The following is a 17,749-nucleotide window of genomic DNA, read 5'->3' on the forward strand; positions in this document are numbered from 1 at the left end:
CTGTCCCACCCGGCAACTCACGGCGGTACGGGTGGAGCCGTACCGCCCTGCCGCTACCGCGCACCTGCGGGCACGACCGGGTCAGTAGCCCCGGACGTCGGGCCAGTGGCGCTGTACTCCCTCGCGGTCGAGGAGTTGCGCGAACTCCTCGAAACGCTTGTCCTCGGCCTGTACCTGATGCGGCTCGACCGCTTCGGACAGGCAGTGCGCGGCGAGGGCTCCTGCGACCTCGCCGATGTTCCACTCCACCGGGTGCAGCCGGTAGCAGCCGTTGGTGATGTGCGTGGTGCCGATGTTCTTGCCGGCGGGGAGCAGGTTGCGCACCCGGCGCGGCACCAGGGCACCGAGCGGGATCTCGAACGGCACCGAACCGACATCGATGTAGTTGTCGCCGCCGGTGGACGGGTGCAGGTCGATGCGGTAGCTGCCGACACCCACCGAGTCCCGGTAGCGAGTGCGTCCGTGCGTGCCGACCACGTCGACGGCCACGTCCTGCTCGGTGACCGTGGTGACGGCCTTGATGCGGCGCGCCTCGCGGACGTACGGCGCCTTCGCCAGGCCGTCCGCGGTGCCGGTGATGTCGGGGCGGATGCGCAGGCCGGGGAAGCCCTTGCCGCCGTCCTCGCGGGGCGCCTCGGTCTGCAGCCAGTACAGGACCGAGAGCGACAACTGCCGTGCCTCGGCGAGTGCCTGGGCCGAGACCTCCTCGCCGGCGCCGATCAGGGGCTTCAGCCAGTAGTCGTTCAGCGGCCAGTTGACCAGCGTGATGTCGGAGTCGAAGGCGTCCGGGCGGTGCAGCTTCCTGGCCAGGATGCGGCGGAAGCCCCACAGTTCCTTGTCGCCCGCGTCGGCGCTCTGGTCGGCGTTGACGGCGAGCGGATCGATCTCCGGGTTCGGCACGAACGTACGGGGCACGGACTCGAGCGAACGCGGGTCGGGCGCGAGGAAGCCGAGCAGCGGTCCCGGCCAGAAGTCCGGCTGGTACGAACGCCAGAAGTCGTAGTCCGCGGGCCGCTCGATGACGTGGTTCTCGCCCTCGTGGTGGGAGAGCGCGAAGCACACGGTGATGCCCTGCTGGTTCAGCGGCTGCGCCTCCTCGGGCGCGTGCGGCTCGCCGAACTCGGCGCGCGACTCGGCACCCAACGCGTGCTCCACACCGCCCAGTTCGAGCAGTTCACCGGTCTCGGTGGCGTCGATGACATAGCGGGCCGGGATGGTGATCCGCTCGCCGTCGCGCAGGTTCTTCAGGGTGACGGAGCGGATGACATCGTTATCGGCTTCCGCGGCGACCGGCGCGTGCTCGGTCAGCAGGGTCAGCCGGCCCGACGCGCGGTGCGGCGCGAGCATGCCCTCCAGGACGGCGAGCGCGACGCGCGGCTCGTGGCAGAGCTTGCTGACGCGGCCGGCACCCGGGTTGAGGTTGTCGAGGGCGAGGGCCTCGGAGCGCATCGGGTACCACTGCCGGTAGTAGTCCCGGATCGACTCACGCATGCTGCGGTACGACGCGGTCGTACCGAACTGCTCGACCCACGGGTGCTCGTCGGGCGGCACGGCCTGCGAGGTCAGCTGGCCGCCGACCCAGTCGGTCTCCTCGGTGAGGACCACGGTCCGCCCGGCCCGGCAGGCGGCGAGAGCTGCGGCGACGCCGCCGAGGCCGGCGCCGACGATGAGGATGTCAGGTGCGGGTGTCACGGGTTTCGAACTCCTTGCGATGTGCGGGGGGGTTGAGATCGGTTGCTTTACGTTCCGGGGGCGGGGGGCGGTCCGGAGGTGGCGCCCGGGCGATAGGTGCAGGCCACCAGGGGCTCGTCCCCCTCCTCGCCGGCGACGAGGGTGGCGAGCAGCCGTACGGCCGCGGCACCGAGCTGGGCCCGGGGGATGTCGAAGCCGGTGGGTACGGGCTGCTCCTCCAGGTCGGGCGGCGGGCTGCCGAGCAGCGCGAGCGACACGTCTCCGGGGCAGTCGAGACCGGCCTTGCGGGCGGCCGCGATCAGCGCACGCCAGGCGCCGGAGGTGTCGGTCTCCTCGGCCACGAACGCGGTGACGCCGTCCGCGAGCCATGCGCGCAGCCGCTCGGGCGACAGGTCCTGCTCCGGGTCGGCGCAGCGCACCACCGCCTCGGGTCCCGACGGCAGGCCGGCGCTCTCGAGGCCTTCCCTGAAGCCCTGTTCACGGTCGGTGGACGCGGGGGCCTCGTCGTCCTCCCGGACCAGGACGATGCGCCGGTGGCCCTGGGCGGCGAGCGCCTCGACGACCTCGCGGCTCGCACTCACGTAGTCGGCACCGACCCAGGGCAGGCCCTCCAGCTCGCCGCGGCGGCCCACGTGCACGACGGGGAAGCCGTCGGCCACGAGGCGGCGCAGCTCGGCGGCCGGTGCGTGGCGGCCGAGGAACAGGCAGCCGTCCGCGAGCCTGGCCCGGCGCAGCGCCTGGGTGCCGGCGCCGGCGCCGCCGGTGCTCGAGCCGGTGAAGAGCACCAGGTCGTAGCCGCGAGCGGCCGCCTCCTGCTCCACTCCGACCAGGAACGGGTAGTACGAGTGCTGCACGTCGGTGGGGAAGGTGGCGGTGAAGCTGAAGACGCCGAGCAGGTCGTTGCGCGCGGCCGCGAGGCTGCGGGCCGCCGGGTCCGGTACGTAACCGAGCCGTCCGGCCGCGTCGAGCACCTTCTGCCGGGTCTCCGCGGAGATGGACGGGCCCTGCGTCTTGCCGCCGAGCACCAGCGAGACCGTGGTCTGCGATACGCCCGCAAGACGCGCGACCTCCGCCTGCCGCGGCCGCCCGGGCCGCCCTGCCGGCGCAGGCGCCCGGCCGGGACGGGCCCGCTTCCTCGGTTCCTTCACGTGCGCCCCCTCTGGACTAATGCGCATTACTGATGCGCATTAGTTAGGTACTCTGCGCCTCCGGAAACCGTGCGTCAATAGTCCGAGGCAGACGAAAATCGAGGCGGGGGCGGAGGCCGCGCAGCGGACGCGTCCAGCGATCGAGGCGGGGGCGGGAGCCACCGCGGACGTCGGACGAGGTCCGGCGGCGAGCACTCCGGCCCGATGCCCCGCCGGCGGAACGGGACCCGCGCTACCCCTCGGCCCGCGGCGGCCGGCTCCCCGCCCGGCGGCCGGACGGCCCGTGCAGGTCGAACAGGACGAGGAGCTCCACCGCCCCTCCGTCGGCGCTCCCCAGCCAGTGCGGCACGGACGTGTCGAACTCGGCCACGTCGTCCGCCCGCACGGTCAGTTCACGCTCCCCGACCACCAACCGCAACGTGCCGCCGAGTACGTACAGCCACTGAAATCCCTCATGCGTCTGCAAGGTCGGCTCGAGCACCGCCGGCCCTGCCGGGACGACCATCTTGAACGCCTGCGTCCCACCTGGCCGCCGGGACAGCGGCACGAACGCCATACCGAACCGCCGTACCGGCTTCAGGTGGATCCGCGGATCACCGGCACGCGGTGCACCGACGAGATCGTCGAGGGGTACGTCGTAGGCCCGGGACAGCTGCAGCAGGAGCTCGAGAGTCGCCCGCCGCCGCCCGCTCTCCAGCCGGGACAGGGTGCTCTCCGACACTCCGGTGGCTCCGGACAGTCCGGCCAGAGTGACGCCGCGCGCCTGCCTGAGCGCGCGCAGCCGCGGACCGACCGCGTCGAGTACTTCCTCCATCGAAGGCCCCTCCGTCGAGACGTCCATGGGACCAGCTTGCCGAGCGGACAGCGGAGCCCGCTTGCCGAAACGGCATGAATCCGTGCTCCGTCCGCGGGCGTCACCCGAAACTGGACGGGTCGGGACGGCCGCACGGACCGGTTGCGGGAGCCGACCGCACCAGCGGGTCGCACGACCCGGGTCACACGGGCCGGTCGCACACGGCCAGTCGCACGAGCCGATCGCACGGGAACGACGCAGGGACACCACTCCGGAACACCGAGCTGGGACACCACTCCGGAACACCGAGCCGGAACACCACTCCGGAACGCGACGAGGGAGTACGCCATGACCACCGACCACCCCCGCACGGACACCTCCAGGGACCCCGCCCCCAAGGACGCCCCTCCGCCCCGTACCGCGAACAGCGAGGCCGCCGTACTGCGCGGGTTCCTCGACTACCTGCGCGCCTCGGTCGCCGCGAAGGTCGAGGGCGTCGACTCCGTCCGGGCACGTACGCCGTCGGTGCCCTCCGGCACGAATCTGCTCGGCCTGCTCAGCCATCTGACCGCCGTCGAGGGCGCCACGTTCCTTGGCGAGCAAGTCACCGACTGGCAGGCGACGTTCGAGGCGGACTCCGACGACGAGGTCGCCGATGTCGTCGCCCGCTACCGGGCGACCGTCGACCGCGCGAACCAGCTGCTCGACACCTGCACCGACCTCGGCGCACCGCTCCCCCGCCCGGGAAGCGGACGGCGCCCCGCACCCAGCGCACGGTGGGCGCTCACCCACCTGATCGAGGAGACCGGCCGGCACGCGGGCCACGCGGACATCCTGCGCGAACTCATCGACGGGACGACAGGTCGCTGAGCCCGCCGTTCCACTCCCCCGCATCGGCCGTCAACTCCGCTCGGCCGACGCGTAGTTCGACGGCCACGGGCCCGAGCCGCTGCTTTCCAGGGGCCCGCACACAACCGCGCGCACGCCGCGCGCACGCCGCTCGAGCCGTCGGGTGCGTCACGGCCACGAACCCGCCACCCGCGAGCGGCCGGTGTGCGGCCGGTGTGCGGCCGCGTGCCACTGCCGGGATCATGCGCAGTGTCCGGCCTCGCGCCCATGCCAACCGCCCGCCGATGGAGCCCTCCATGCCCGACCCCGCCTCCCTCTCCCCCGTCGCCACCGTCCTCGCCGGGCTCGAGACCGTCCGCGCCGACGCCGAGGACTTCTACCGCGACCTGCACGCCCACCCCGAGCTCGGCCTCCAGGAGCACCGCACCGCCGCCCGCGTCGCCGAACGCCTCCGGTCCTGGGGCTACGACGTCGTCGACGGCATCGGCGGTACGGGCGTGACCGGCACCCTGGCCAACGGCGACGGCCCCGGCGTCCTCCTGCGCGCCGACATGGACGCCCTGCCCGTCGAGGAGGCGACCGGCCTCCCGTACGCCTCACAGGACACCGCCCCCGGCCCGGACGGCCGCCCGCACCCCGTCATGCACGCCTGCGGCCACGACCTGCACGTCACCTGCCTGCTCGCCTTCGCCCGCCTGATGGCCGAGGCGAAGGAGGCCTGGCACGGCACCCTCACCGTGCTGTTCCAGCCTTCCGAGGAGAACGGCGACGGCGCCGACGCGATGGTCGCCGACGGTCTGACCTCGCGGATCCCCCACCCGGACGTCGCCCTCGCACAGCACGTCCTGCCGCTGCCCGCAGGCCAGGTCGGCACCCGCCCCGGCCCGTTCCTCTCGGCCGCCGACAGTCTGCGGATCACGGTCCACGGGCGCGGTTCGCACGGCTCACGGCCGCAGAACGGCATCGATCCCGTCGTACTCGCCGCCATGATCGTGATCCGACTCAATCTGCTGGTCTCCCGCGAGATCGCCGCCACCACCCCGGCCGTCCTCACCGTCGGCAGCATCACCAGCGGCACCGGCCCCAACGTCATCCCGGCGTCCGCCACCCTCCTGATCAACCTGCGCACGTACGACGAACAGATCCGCACCCAGCTGCTGCAGGCGGTCCGCCGAGTGGTCCGCGCCGAGTGCGAGGCCTCCGGATCCCCGAAGGAGCCGGAGTTCGAGCGACTCACCGAATTCGCCCCGACGGTCAACGACGCCGACACGACCGCCCGTGTCGCGAGCGCGTTCCGCGACCACTTCGGCGACGCCGCGGTTCAACTCCCGCTCCAGACGGCCAGCGAGGACTTCGAGGTGATCCCGAACGCCTTCGGCGTCCCGTACACCTACTGGGGCATCGGCGGCACCGACCCCGCCGCCTACGCCGAGGCGGAGCGCGCCGGCACGGTCGACCAGGACATCCCGGTCAACCACAGCCCGTACTTCGCACCCGTCGCCCAACCCACCCTGGACACCGGCATCGCGGCCCTGACCGCGGCGGCACTGGACTGGCTGGGCTGAGCGGGCCGGTCGCGGGCGCGTATTCGGGACCTTGGCCCCGACGAATCGGGACCTTCTCCGGCACGACCCCGCTCACCGGGCGGGAAGCATAGGCAGACCGCTCCCGAACCTCCGGAGAACCATGCCTGCGCCCGCACCCGACGCCGTCGACCTTCCCGCCCACGGCGCACGGTGCGTCGCTCGCGCGCTCGTACCGCTGCTCAGCCTCGGCCTCCTGGCCTGGGCCCCGTTCACCTGGACGGCACTACGCGCACGGTCCGCCGCCGATGCGAAGCTGGCCGCCGGCGCCTTCGCCGGCGCCCTGCTCGGCGGATGCCTCATGCCGCGCGGGCTGGGCACCGCACTCCTCCTCACCCTGGCCGTCGGCGGCGCCGCACTGGCGGCCATACGTACGCCACGCACCCGCCCGTACGCGGTAACTCCCGTACGGGGAGGGATCGTTGCCACGGTCGGGGCCGCACAGGCGGTCGCCCTCCTGGCCATCATCGGCATCATCACGAGCCCCAGTCCCCAGGAAACCGCACACCCCCTGCCACCGGCCTCACTCACCACCAGACCGGCACCCGCCTCACAAACCCCTGAGGCCCCCGAGACACCGCCGACCGAATCCCCGGCCTCCACCCCTCCGGCCCCCACACCCTCAACTCCGCCAACTTCCTCGGCTCCCTCGACTCCCTCGGCTCACTCGACTCCCTCGACGCACAAGCCGAGCAACACCCCGCCGCCGCCGACATCGCACCCCGTCACCGCACCCCCTGCGACGCCGCACAACGCAGCCCCACCGGCCGCCGCGAAGTCCACCTGCGAGATCGTCTCGAACTCCGGCAACTGCTACCGCGCCGGCCAGTTCTGCCGCTCCCGCGACCGTTTCAGAACCACCCACGACGCCACGGGCCACCGCCTGAAGTGCACCCCGAACACCAGAGGCCAACGCTGGACCCGCGACTGAGCCGACTCCCGTCAGCCGCGCGCCGACGGCCTAGCTCACAATCTGCGGTCCCCGCCTACAGCGACATGCCGCAGTACAGACGCCGTCGCCGACCGGCGTCGCGGGCGAGTCCGCCGAGTCGTTCCAGGAAGTCGGCCAGGAGGCCCGGGTCCTGTCCGCCGCCGTCCTCCGTGCGGGTCCATGCGGTGGCGGTCTCCAGTACGCGCTCCGGGGTGGCCGCTGCGAGGGCGTCACGGAGGGTGTCCGTGAGCGAGATGAGCCAGGGGCCTTCATGGCTGGGGTCGTTGAGCATGCGGCAGAAGCGGGGGTCGGCTTCCACTTGCGCCTCGGGAACGCCTGTCAGCTCGGCTTCGACGGTTCCGAGGAGCAGGAACGGGTCCGCCCCTTTGAGGCCGAGCGTGCCGAACGGGTCGTCCATGCCGCCGTCTTCGAACAGCGCGAGGGCTTGCCCGTCGTCGGTGGCCGCGTAGTAGTCGTAGATGTTGCCCACGGCCGAATCGTGTCAGCCCGAGCGGCGTCGCTCACGGAATCCGTCGGATCGGACCAGGCGTCGTCGACAGCCGGCGTAGTCACACCTGCACGGCAGAAACGACACCCGCCGCGCCCGCTGCCCGTTCCCGTTCCCGACCTCGGCTTCGGCTTCGGCTTCGGCTTCGGTCCCACTGAGATCCGCGACTGAGACGGCGACTGAGACCAGAACTGAGCCTGCCGACATCCATGCGGCCGCTCTCACCGTCGGCGCCGCGCAGTCCCGACAGCGCCGCTCGTCGGAGTCAAGCCCAGCCCTGCGACGCGGTCATGCCTCGAAGTTCGCCGGTACATGCGCATCGCCCAGCGCGCGGATGATGCGGTTCAGGTCGGTCAGGGCGGCGGCGAGGCGGACCGGTGTGCCCGCATCGTCGAGGTCGGCACCATGCCAACCGCCGGGCACGATGTCGCCGTCGTCGCCTCGCGGACGCCGCACATCACGTGCCGTACGGGCTGTTCGTGCCGGTACAGCGACACCTGGACGCCGCTCTGCGGTAGCCCAACTAGGCCGTTTCGTTCGGATCACCGAACCCTTGGCATGTAAGCGACGCTCATCGAGTGCGGCGCCTCCGGCCTCTGTAGCCTGGCGTCGCTGTACATCGGGGGGAGCTGACCGTGGAGAACATACTTTCCGTGGCCATCGGGGCCGCTATCGGCCTCATCGGGGTGGTGTTCGGGTCGTGGTTCACCGCACGCCGACAGGACCGCATGTGGCTCCGAGAACAGAAGCTCAAAGCCGGGACTGGCTTCAACACAGCCATAGTTCAGCTACTGGACTACCTGAAGGAAACACAGCTGAGTGACGACGGTCCGGGAGCCAACGAGTTGGCGAACCGGCTGCAGGAAGCACGCTCAGCCCTCTACCTGCTCTGCTCCAACGACACCGTCGATCTCGCCGATGCCCTCGCGCGTCGGGTCTGGAGCACCCGGCCCACCGACGGCAGGGACGACCGCCGGGCCGAGTTCCGAGCAACGTTGGACCTCCTGCGCCGCTTCACCCACCAGCTCCGGCAAGAGATCGCCAGATCGTAGGCCCCATGGGATCACCGGGCGGACCAGAGGCAGATGCCTGCGATGTGGAGTCCGGCCAGTTAGATGGTGGCGGTCTTCTCGTACTGAGTGGCAAGACCCCGCCACTGCTCAACCGGTTGATGCACCGCTCGACGGTATTGCGCTGTTTATGGGCATCACGTCGAAGGCTGGTGGCCCGCCGCCTCGGCTGTCCCTTCGCTGCCGCTGGCCCTGCTGATCCGCCGGGACGGGGATCACCTCGCGGATGATCTAAACGAAACGGCCTAGCTGTACCTCCGGTGGAGCCGCCGACATCGACATCGACATCGACATCGACATCGACATCAAGATCGTGTCGGACACGCTCGGGCACAGTGACACCCGCATCACGCGGGACATCTACCAGAGCGTCCGGCCCCAGGTCAGCAGGAGCGCTGCCGAAGCGACCGCGAGGCTGGTCCCGCTTCAGCGCAAGGCCGAGGCGGAGGAGCCGGCACGCAAGGCCGCGAAGAAGGTGAAGACCAAGAAGGCTGCGGCCAAGAACGCCGGCCAGGTAAAGGACGGAAAGCCGAAGGAGAAGCCGAAAACCCATGCCAAGGCGAGCAAGAAGGCCAGGCGCCGGAAGCCCAAGAAGTAGGTCCCCGAACCGCTCCGCTCACGCACCGCTCACTCAAGCACCTCCACGGCATCCCCGTCGTGCGAGTCGACATGCCCTTAAGGAGAAAAAAACCCCAGGTCAGAAGCAATCTGACCTGGGGTTCACCGGAGCCCCCTGTCGGAATCGAACCGACGACCTACGCATTACAAGTGCGTCGCTCTGGCCAACTGAGCTAAGGAGGCGTGCCGTGCCGCGGGCGGGTGCGCGCGAGTGGCTCGTCCACCTTACACAGCGGGTCGGCGGCGGTTCCACGGAGAACTGGGCGAGCGCCCCACAGGCCGGGGCGACACCTGCGGCTGGTAGAAATCGGACTGCGGGTGTTCGATTTTCCAGGGACTGAGGGGCCAGACATGGAGGCTACGGCGGAGCACATCGCAGGCGAAGCCGCGCGGATCATCGCCGAAGTGCTGGAGGTGCGCGAGGCACCGCTGGACGAGAACTTTTACGACAGGGGCGGCACTTCGCTGCAGGCGATACGTATCTGCGCCCGTGTCCGCAGGGATCTCGGGGTCAAGGCGGCCGCGGAGACCGTGTTCGACAGCGACACCCTCGGGGACTTCTGCGCCGGCCTGGCCGCCGCCGGGGTAGCCGCCGCGGAACGACCGGACGCCGGCAGGCACGCAGCGGGCGGAAACGTTGTCTGAACCCGCGATACCGCCCTCCTCCGTCGGACCGATCGCGGACGTACCGGCCGTTTACGGACCGGACGGGCCCGCCCCCGGTCTGATCCACGAGGCCGTCGCCGCGCACGCGACGCGCGCGCCGGACGCCCTGGCTCTGGTGCAGGGAGGCGTACGGCTGACGTACGGCGAACTCGACCGGGCAGCCGAGGAGTACGCCGGTGAGCTGCGCCGTCGCGGGGTCGGTCCGGGCGCGCTCGTTCCGGTCGGCCTCGAGCGGTCTCCGCGGCTGGTGGCCGTACTGCTCGGCGTACTCAAGTGCGGTGCGGGATACGCCGCCCTGGACTCGTCCTGGCCGGCCGAACGGTTGCGGACGGTCGTCGCCGCGCTCGCTCCGCCCGTGTCGGTCGGCACGGCGCTGGGGGCGGCCTGCGGTGGCGATGCCGGGGTCCCGGTCTGGGAGCCGGGGCCGCTACGGGCGCCCGCCCAGGACGACGTCCACGATCCCTACGCGCGCGTAGAGCCCGACGTGGAGTCAGTGGAGTCAGCGGAGTCAGCGGAGTCAGCGGAGTCAGCGGAGTCCGAGAACGACCTCCACGCGCGCGAGGACACTGAAAACGTCAGCCACGCGCGCGTGGCCCCCGCCCCGACCAGCCCTCCGGCGGAATGCGACCCCGCAGCCGCCACCGCCGCCGTCTTCTTCACCTCCGGTACCTCGGGGGCTCCGAAGGGCGTGCTGTCTCCGCACCGCGCCACGACACGGCTCTTCGCGGGCCCGGACCGCATCGCGGGGCTCGGACCGGGGCGGGTGATGGCGCAGGCCGCGCCGGTCGCCTGGGACGCGTTCACGCTGGAGGTGTGGGGGCCGCTGACCAGTGGCGCCACCTGCGCCATGAGCGAGGCGGGCAGTCTGCTGCCGGACGATCTGCGGGAACTGGTCGCCGGTGCCGGTGTCGACACGCTGTGGATCACCTCGTCGCTGTTCAACCTGTTCATGGACGAGGCCCCGGAGGCGTTCACCGGTCTCACCCATGTGCTCACCGGCGGCGAGGTGCTGTCGCCCGCCCACGTGCGCGCCTTCCTGCACCTCCACCCGGCGACCGTGCTCGTCAACGGCTACGGGCCCGTGGAAAGCTGCGTCTTCGCCACCACCCACCGCATCACCGCGGCGGACTGCGAACGACCGGACGGCATCCCGGTGGGAACTCCCGTACCGCACACCGGAGTCCACCTCGTCGACGGCGAGATCTGGGTGTCGGGCGACGGTCTTGCGGCCGGCTATCTGGGCCTGCCCGAAGCGACCGCGCAGCGGTTCGCGACGCTCCTGGTCGACGGCCGCCCCACGCGCGCGTACCGCACCGGCGACCAGGGGTTCCTGGACGCGGACGGGCTCCTGCGCTTCACGGGCCGCACCGACCGGCAGGTGAAGATCGCCGGCCATCGCGTGGAGCCCGCCGAGACCGAGGCCGCCGCCCGGCAGGTCCCCGGCCTCAGGGACTGCGCCGTCGTGCCCGTGGACGGCCGTCTCGAGCTCTACTACACGACGCGGCAGCCCGTACCCGCAGCCACGGTCCGCCGGGCGCTGCGCGCCGCCCTGCCGCGCCACCTCGTACCGCACACCGTCCGCGAACTCCCCGCCCTCCCCGTCACCGCGAACGGCAAGGCCGACCGCGACGCCCTCACCCGCCGGAGCCGGCCATGACCCCCGAACCGTGCATGCCGACGACCGCACCCGACGCCCCCGACACGGTCCACCCGATGACTCCGGAGCAGGAGTCCATCTGGCTCAACGACCGCCTCCACGAGGGCCCTTCGCGCTACGTGGAGAACTGGGTGCACCGACTGCGCGGCCCCGTCGACCCGGCCGCCGTCGAGCACGCGCTGACCGCCGTGGTGGCCCGCCACGAGGCGCTGCGCAGCCGGCTGACGGAGGTGGCCGGTGTGCCGTCGCAGGTGGTCGTGCCGGCCGGTCCCGTACGCCTCGACCAGCGGACCGTGCTGCCAGGCGAGCTGGACGCCGCGGTCCGCGCCGCGGTGGCGCGGCCCGTGCCGCTCGACGAACCACCCCTGCTGCGGGCGACCCTGCTCGAGGTGGGTCCGCAGGACCGGGTGCTCGCCGTCGTGGCACATCACGCGGTGCTCGACGGCTGGTGCTTCCGTCTGCTCGACCTCGAGTTCAGCGAGCTGTACTCGGCGGCGGTGGCGGGCCGGGAGCCGGAACTCCCGCCTGTCCCACTCCAGTTCGGCCCGTACGCCCGTTCCCGGGCCGCGACCGTGCTCCACGCGCGCGTGGAGCACGGGAACGACAAGAACAGCCAGAACAACCAGAACAGCGAGAACAGCGAGAACAGCGAGAACAGCGACCAGAGCCAGAACAGCCAGAGCAACCAGAACACAGACAGCGAGACCGGGAAGCAGCCCGATGATCCCGAGATCGCCCACTGGCGTTCCGTGCTCGACGGGGCTCCGGCCGAATCCACCTTCCCCTCCACCCGCACCCGGCCCCCGTCCCCCAGCGGCCGAGGCGGCCAGGTGCGCTTCCGTATCGACGCCGACCTGCACGCGCGCGTACGGGCCCTTTCCCGGTCGCTGCGCATCACGCCGTTCGCGATCCTCGCCGCCGCACTGTCCACGGTGGTGGGCCGGCCGGAGGGTCGGCGCGACGTCGTCATCGGCACCCCGGTTTCTCGCCGTGACGACCCCGAACTCGAGCCGATGATCGCCTGCCTGACCGATCTGCTGCCGCTGCGCACGCGCGTGGAGGGCACGTTCGCCGAGCTGGCGCGAGCCACGAAGTCGGCGGTCTGGGACGCCGTCGCGCACCGGGAGGTGTCGTACGGCAGGCTGGTGCGGGAGGTGGCCGTCGACCGTTCACCGGCACGGTTCCCGCTGTTCCAGGTGGTCCTGACCGTCGACGACGCACAGGCGCCGGGACTGGATCTGCCGGATGTCACCGCCGAGCGCCTGCACGCGCACAACGGGACCGCGAAGTTCGACGCGTTCGTGCACCTGGTGCCGCTCGACGCCTCCTCCGGCGGCGGCTTCCTCGGCCTCCTCGAGTACGCCGACGACCTGTGGAACGCCGACGAGGCCCAGCGCCTGGCGGACCGTTTCCTCACCCTCCTCGACGACGCGGTGCGCCACCCGGACCGCCCCGTCGACGAACTGCGTCTCCTGCCCGACACCGAACTCGCCCTGCTCGAGACCTGGTCGGACGGTGCCCCCGCGCCGTACCCCGAACCCCCGCTCGCGCACGAGGCGTTCCGCTCCAGCGCCGCCCGCAGCCCCGACACCCCGGCCGTCGTACACGGCAGCCGGACGCTCTCGTACGGCGAACTGGACGCGGCCTCCGACGCGTTGGCCCGTCAGCTGGTCGAGCGCGGCCACGCGGGCCGCCGCATCGCCGTCTGCCTGCCCCGCTCCACAGCGCTGCCCACGGCCGTACTGGCCGCTCTGAAGGCCGGCGGCAGCTGTGTGCCGATCGACCCCGCCTATCCGTCCGCCCGACGCCGGCTGATGCTCACGGACAGCGGCGCGACGGCCCTGATCACCACCTCCGCCGACGACTGCGTGCCCCATCTGTCGCACCCCGGGATCGACGTGCTGCCCGTGGACGACACCACCACGCAGGGACACCGGCCGACCGTCCCCGAGCAGACCGTCGCCCTCACCGACCTCGCCTACGTCGTCTACACCTCCGGCTCCACCGGGCGGCCCAAGGGGGTGGCGATGCCGCACCGTTCGCTCGCCGCCCTCGTCGACTGGCAGCGGGAGCGCTCGTCCTGCGGCGCCGGTTCACGGACGCTGCAGTTCGCACCGTTGAGCTTCGACGTGGCGTTCCAGGAGCTGTTCGCCACCTGGGCGACCGGGGGCACGCTCGTGCTCGCGGACGACGAACTGCGCCGCGACCCGGAGCAGTTGCTCGACCTGATCGAGTCCCAGGGCGTGGACCGGCTCTTCCTGCCGTTCGTCGCGCTCCAGCAGCTGGCCGAGTACGCGACGGCCACGGGACGGCGCTGCGCTGCGCGGGAGATCGTCACGGCCGGTGAGCAGCTCCACATCACTCCCGCCCTGCGCACGTTCTTCGGGAAGCTGACGAAGGCCACCCTGGACAATCAGTACGGCCCCTCGGAGACCCACGTGGTCACCGCCCACCGCCTCGGCCCCGTGGTGGCCGACTGGCCCGAGCGGCCTCCCATAGGGCGCCCGTTGCCCGGGTCCCGCGTGCACGTCCTGGACGAGCACCGGCACCCCGTGCCTGCCGGAGCGACCGGTGAGCTGTACGTGGCCGGTGTGAGCCTGGCCGACGGCTACCTGAACCTCCCCACCGAGACGGCCACCCGTTTCGTGTCCGCACCGGAGACGGACGCCCGCCCGGCCACTGACCGCCTGTACCGCACCGGCGACCTGGCTCGCCATCTCCCGGACGGCAGCGTGGAGTTCCTCGGCCGCCGCGACACCCAGGTCAAGATCCGCGGCTTCCGCGTGGAACCGGCCGAGATCGAGACCGCGGTACGAGAACTCCCCGGCATCGCGGACGCCGTGGTCGTCGCCACCGGCACCCCGAAACGCCTCGTCGCCCACTGCACGCCCGAATCGCCCTCGATGGCCGACCACCCGCTCCGCCAGGCGCCCTGCGCGGCCGCGACAGACGGCCCCGCGGCCTCCACTGCCCCGGCGGGCGCGCCGGACGCCACGGCCGCGCTCCTCGCCGAACTCCGCACCCGCCTCCCCGCGCACCTCGTCCCCGCCGCCCTGGTCCTCACCGACGCCTTCCCGCTCACGCCCAGCGGCAAGGTCGACCGCGCGGCCCTTGCCGACGCGGTACCCGCCGCCCTCCCCACCGACCCGTCCCCGGACGCCACCCGGCACCGCACGCGACCGCGCACCCCCGTCGAGGCCCGCATCGCCGGTCTCTGGCAGCAGACCCTCGGCGGCCCGCACCCGCCCGACGTGCACGAGGACTTCTTCGAGGCGGGCGGCGACTCCCTGACCGCCGCCCGCCTCGCGCTCGCCCTGCGGCCGGTCCTCGGCACCCGGCTGCCGCTCAACTCCCTGTTCACCGCGCCCACGGTCGCAGCCCTCGCCTCCCTGGACGGCACCCGGGGGGCCACCCGTACCGCCACCGAGATCGCCCCACAGCTGCCGCCCGACATCACGGTCACCGGAGCTCCGGAAGAGGCCACCGACTCCCCCGGGACCGTGCTCCTGACGGGCGCCACCGGGTTCCTCGGCGCCTTTCTGCTGCGGGCACTCCTGGACCGTACGGACGCCACCGTGCACTGCCTGATCCGGGCCGGCACCCCGGAGCACGCCGAGCGGCGCCTCGCCGCGACGCTCGACCGCTACCGCCTCACCGTCGACCACGCGCGCGTGAAGGCCGTTCCCGGAGACCTCGCCGCCCCACGGCTCGGCCTGTCCCCGCAGACGTACGACCGCCTGGCGAGGACCGTCGACGTCGTGCACCACTGCGGCGCGGCGGTCAACCTGGTCGAGCCGTACGAGCGGCTGCGCGCGGCCAATGTGGACGGCACGGCCGAGATCCTCCGCCTGGCCGCCGCCCACCGCACCGTCCCCGTGCACCACGTCTCCACGGTCGGCGTGCTGTCCGGCGAACCGCCGTCGGGCGCCTGGCACGGGACGGATCCGCTGCCGCCGGTGACCGGACTGCGGCACGGTTACGCACAGAGCAAGTGGGCGGCCGAGTCGCTCGTCGGGCAGGCACGCGCGCGTGGACTGCCGGTGACCGTGCACCGCCCGACCCGGGTGACCGGGGACACCGCGACCGGTGTCTGCCCGGACACCGACTTCCTGTGGCTGCTCCTGCGCACCTGTGCCGAGACCGGCCTCGCGCCCGAGCCCACCCCGGACGGCGCCGACCTCGCCTTCGACCTGGTGGCGGTGGACCGGGCGGCCGAGGCCCTGGTGACCCTCGCCGGGGACCCGAGAGCAACCGGCTCGACCTTCCACCTGGCGGCCGGCCGCCGCCTCACGCTGTCCACAGCTGTGGACCGGCTGCACCGACACGGCTACCGCATCGCGCGCGTGCCGCACGACGCCTGGACCGAGGCACTGCGGCACTCCCCGGCGGGCGCGGCCCTGCTCGGCATCCTGCAGGGCGAGAGCGGCGAGATCGGCTCCGAGGGCACCCACCGCATCGCCCCGGACACCGCCCGCGCACTGCTCGCCCCGGCCGGCATCGACCTCACCGGCGACGGCCCCGACCTCTTCCACGCCTGCGTACGCCACCTGCGGCGCACCGGCTTCCTTCCCCCACCGCACACCCCCACCGGCAGCACCGCGCGCGCCACCGCCGCCCCCACCAGCGCCGCCGCCCCCGAACCTGCGGCACCTCAGCCGTCCCCCTGAACACAGCCCCCGACGAATCCCAGTGATCCGGCCCCTACCGCAAACCAACCCCAGCGGGTAGCGTCACAGCCAGTCCACATCTGTGGACTACACCACTTCCTTTACTCGGATCGTCCGGCACGTTCCTGCCGGTGAAGGGGGCAACAGCCCATGGCAACAGTCACGTTCGACAAGGCGACCCGCATCTACCCGGGCTCCGAGAAGCCCGCCGTGGACGGCCTCGACATCGAGATCGAGGACGGCGAGTTCCTGGTTCTGGTCGGCCCCTCGGGCTGCGGAAAGTCCACCTCGCTGCGCATGCTCGCAGGCCTCGAAGACGTCAACGGCGGGTCGATCCACATCGGCGACCGCGACGTCACGCACCTGCCGCCGAAGGACCGGGACATCGCGATGGTGTTCCAGAACTACGCGCTGTACCCGCACATGTCGGTCGCCGACAACATGGGCTTCGCCCTCAAGATCGCGGGCGTACCGAAGGCCGAGATCCGCCAGAAGGTCGAGGACGCCGCCAAGATCCTCGACCTCACCGAGTACCTCAGCCGCAAGCCGAAGGCCCTCTCCGGCGGTCAGCGCCAGCGTGTGGCGATGGGCCGCGCGATCGTCCGTGAGCCGCGGGTCTTCCTCATGGACGAGCCGCTGTCGAACCTGGACGCCAAGCTCCGCGTCTCCACCCGTACGCAGATCGCCTCGCTCCAGCGCCGCCTGGGCATCACCACGGTCTACGTCACCCACGACCAGGTCGAGGCCATGACCATGGGCGACCGGGTCGCGGTCCTCAAGGACGGCCTGCTCCAGCAGGTGGACTCGCCGCGCAACATGTACGACCGCCCGAACAACCTCTTCGTCGCCGGTTTCATCGGCTCCCCCGCCATGAACCTGGTCGAGGTCCCGATCACCGACGGCGGCGTGAAGTTCGGCAACTCGGTGGTACCGGTGGGCCGCGACGCCCTCTCCACCGCCTCCGACAAGGGCGACAGCACGGTCACCGTCGGCGTCCGCCCCGAGCACTTCGACATCGTCGAGCAGAACGGCGAGGCCGCCAAGTCGCTCTCGAAGGAGTCCACGGACTCCCCGGCGGGCCTCGCGGTCACGGTCAACGTGGTCGAGGAACTCGGCGCCGACGCCTACATCTACGGCACCGCCGAGGTGGCAGGCGGCGAGCAGAAGGACCTCGTGGTCCGCGTCAGCGGCCGCTCCGTCCCGGACAAGGGCGCGCAGCTGCACGTCGTGCCCCGCCCGGGCGAGACGCACGTCTTCTCCACCTCCACCGGCGAGCGCCTCAGCGACTGACCCGCCGCGGCGGCCACAGCGGCCCCGGCACAGCAACTGACCCGAGCGGCCCCGTACTTCGGTACGGGGCCGCTCGGCCGTTCGGCCTCCCGTCACCGACGCGTACGGCCACACCCGGACGCACACTCGCCGCGTCACCCTTCCGCCGTCAGGTCACCAAATACCCCCACAGACAGGTCAATTCGACACCCGCGCGTCAACCCCGGATTCGAAAGGGACCGTCGAAACATCCCTCAACAGGGTGACGAAATGTCGCCAAATCATCACCGAGCGCTAC

Annotated in this window: 13 protein-coding genes, 1 tRNA gene and 1 pseudogene; 9 read left to right on the forward strand and 6 right to left on the reverse strand. The window is 71.9% G+C overall.

Going from position 1 to position 17,749, the window contains the following annotated elements:
• Positions 1 to 81: 81 nt before the first annotated feature.
• The 3 genes from DSC45_RS22965 to DSC45_RS22975 all read right to left on the reverse strand — a co-directional run bounded on the left by DSC45_RS22965 (position 82) and on the right by DSC45_RS22975 (position 3,681).
• Positions 82 to 1,692, reverse strand: a complete 1,611-nt coding sequence (locus tag DSC45_RS22965) for an FAD-dependent oxidoreductase (RefSeq protein WP_119293810.1) — start codon at positions 1,690 to 1,692, stop codon at positions 82 to 84.
• A 47-nt stretch (positions 1,693 to 1,739) separates the two neighbouring features.
• On the reverse strand, positions 1,740 to 2,840 hold the full coding sequence (locus DSC45_RS22970; protein ID WP_240434788.1) for a LacI family DNA-binding transcriptional regulator: 1,101 nt from the start codon (positions 2,838 to 2,840) through the stop codon (positions 1,740 to 1,742).
• A gap of 232 nt (positions 2,841 to 3,072) precedes the next feature.
• Positions 3,073 to 3,681, reverse strand: a complete 609-nt coding sequence (locus tag DSC45_RS22975) for a helix-turn-helix domain-containing protein (protein ID WP_119293812.1) — start codon at positions 3,679 to 3,681, stop codon at positions 3,073 to 3,075.
• A gap of 300 nt (positions 3,682 to 3,981) precedes the next feature.
• Between DSC45_RS22975 and DSC45_RS22980 the strand changes: the two genes are divergently transcribed.
• The 3 genes from DSC45_RS22980 (at position 3,982) to DSC45_RS22990 (ending at position 6,996) form a co-directional block, all read left to right on the forward strand.
• Positions 3,982 to 4,503, forward strand: a complete 522-nt coding sequence (locus DSC45_RS22980) for a DinB family protein (protein ID WP_119293813.1) — start codon at positions 3,982 to 3,984, stop codon at positions 4,501 to 4,503.
• Positions 4,504 to 4,778: 275 nt separating this feature from the next.
• Positions 4,779 to 6,047 (forward strand): amidohydrolase, encoded by a 1,269-nt coding sequence (locus DSC45_RS22985; protein WP_119293814.1) that lies wholly within the window; start codon positions 4,779 to 4,781, stop codon positions 6,045 to 6,047.
• Between the two features lie 121 nt (positions 6,048 to 6,168).
• Positions 6,169 to 6,996 carry a hypothetical protein gene (locus DSC45_RS22990; RefSeq protein WP_119293815.1) on the forward strand — a complete coding sequence of 276 codons (828 nt, stop codon included), beginning with the start codon at positions 6,169 to 6,171 and terminating at the stop codon, positions 6,994 to 6,996.
• Positions 6,997 to 7,051: 55 nt separating this feature from the next.
• Here DSC45_RS22990 and DSC45_RS22995 read toward each other — a convergent pair whose 3' ends face one another.
• Together DSC45_RS22995 and DSC45_RS23000 are read right to left on the reverse strand one after the other, a co-directional pair.
• On the reverse strand, positions 7,052 to 7,486 hold the full coding sequence (locus DSC45_RS22995; RefSeq protein ID WP_119293816.1) for a hypothetical protein: 435 nt from the start codon (positions 7,484 to 7,486) through the stop codon (positions 7,052 to 7,054).
• Positions 7,487 to 7,792: 306 nt separating this feature from the next.
• Positions 7,793 to 7,972: pseudogene (locus DSC45_RS23000) on the reverse strand (PH domain-containing protein); the annotation flags it as partial.
• Between the two features lie 167 nt (positions 7,973 to 8,139).
• Here DSC45_RS23000 and DSC45_RS23005 point away from each other — a divergent pair.
• Both DSC45_RS23005 and DSC45_RS23010 read left to right on the forward strand, forming a co-directional pair.
• Positions 8,140 to 8,556 carry a hypothetical protein gene (locus tag DSC45_RS23005; protein ID WP_119293817.1) on the forward strand — a complete coding sequence of 139 codons (417 nt, stop codon included), beginning with the start codon at positions 8,140 to 8,142 and terminating at the stop codon, positions 8,554 to 8,556.
• A 331-nt stretch (positions 8,557 to 8,887) separates the two neighbouring features.
• Positions 8,888 to 9,172, forward strand: coding sequence for a hypothetical protein (locus tag DSC45_RS23010; RefSeq protein WP_240434789.1), 285 nt, complete (start codon positions 8,888 to 8,890; stop codon positions 9,170 to 9,172).
• A 129-nt stretch (positions 9,173 to 9,301) separates the two neighbouring features.
• Here DSC45_RS23010 and DSC45_RS23015 read toward each other — a convergent pair.
• Positions 9,302 to 9,375 (reverse strand) — tRNA-Thr (locus tag DSC45_RS23015).
• A 168-nt stretch (positions 9,376 to 9,543) separates the two neighbouring features.
• Here DSC45_RS23015 and DSC45_RS23020 point away from each other — a divergent pair.
• The 4 genes from DSC45_RS23020 to ugpC all read left to right on the forward strand — a co-directional run bounded on the left by DSC45_RS23020 (position 9,544) and on the right by ugpC (position 17,472).
• Complete coding sequence (locus tag DSC45_RS23020) at positions 9,544 to 9,837, forward strand: phosphopantetheine-binding protein (protein ID WP_119293818.1); 294 nt, start codon at positions 9,544 to 9,546, stop codon at positions 9,835 to 9,837.
• Positions 9,830 to 11,515: an AMP-binding protein gene (locus DSC45_RS23025; protein ID WP_119293819.1), complete on the forward strand. Its 1,686-nt coding sequence runs from the start codon at positions 9,830 to 9,832 to the stop codon at positions 11,513 to 11,515. The genes DSC45_RS23020 and DSC45_RS23025 overlap by 8 nt, the downstream gene beginning before the upstream one ends.
• Positions 11,512 to 16,182 (forward strand): non-ribosomal peptide synthetase, encoded by a 4,671-nt coding sequence (locus DSC45_RS23030; RefSeq protein ID WP_119293820.1) that lies wholly within the window; start codon positions 11,512 to 11,514, stop codon positions 16,180 to 16,182. Before DSC45_RS23025 ends, DSC45_RS23030 begins: the two co-directional genes overlap by 4 nt.
• A 150-nt stretch (positions 16,183 to 16,332) precedes the next feature.
• Positions 16,333 to 17,472: an ABC transporter ATP-binding protein gene (gene ugpC / locus DSC45_RS23035; RefSeq protein WP_119293821.1), complete on the forward strand. Its 1,140-nt coding sequence runs from the start codon at positions 16,333 to 16,335 to the stop codon at positions 17,470 to 17,472.
• Positions 17,473 to 17,749 lie beyond the last annotated feature (277 nt).

This window comes from Streptomyces sp. YIM 130001, assembly GCF_003574445.1.
GTDB lineage: Bacteria > Actinomycetota > Actinomycetes > Streptomycetales > Streptomycetaceae > Streptomyces.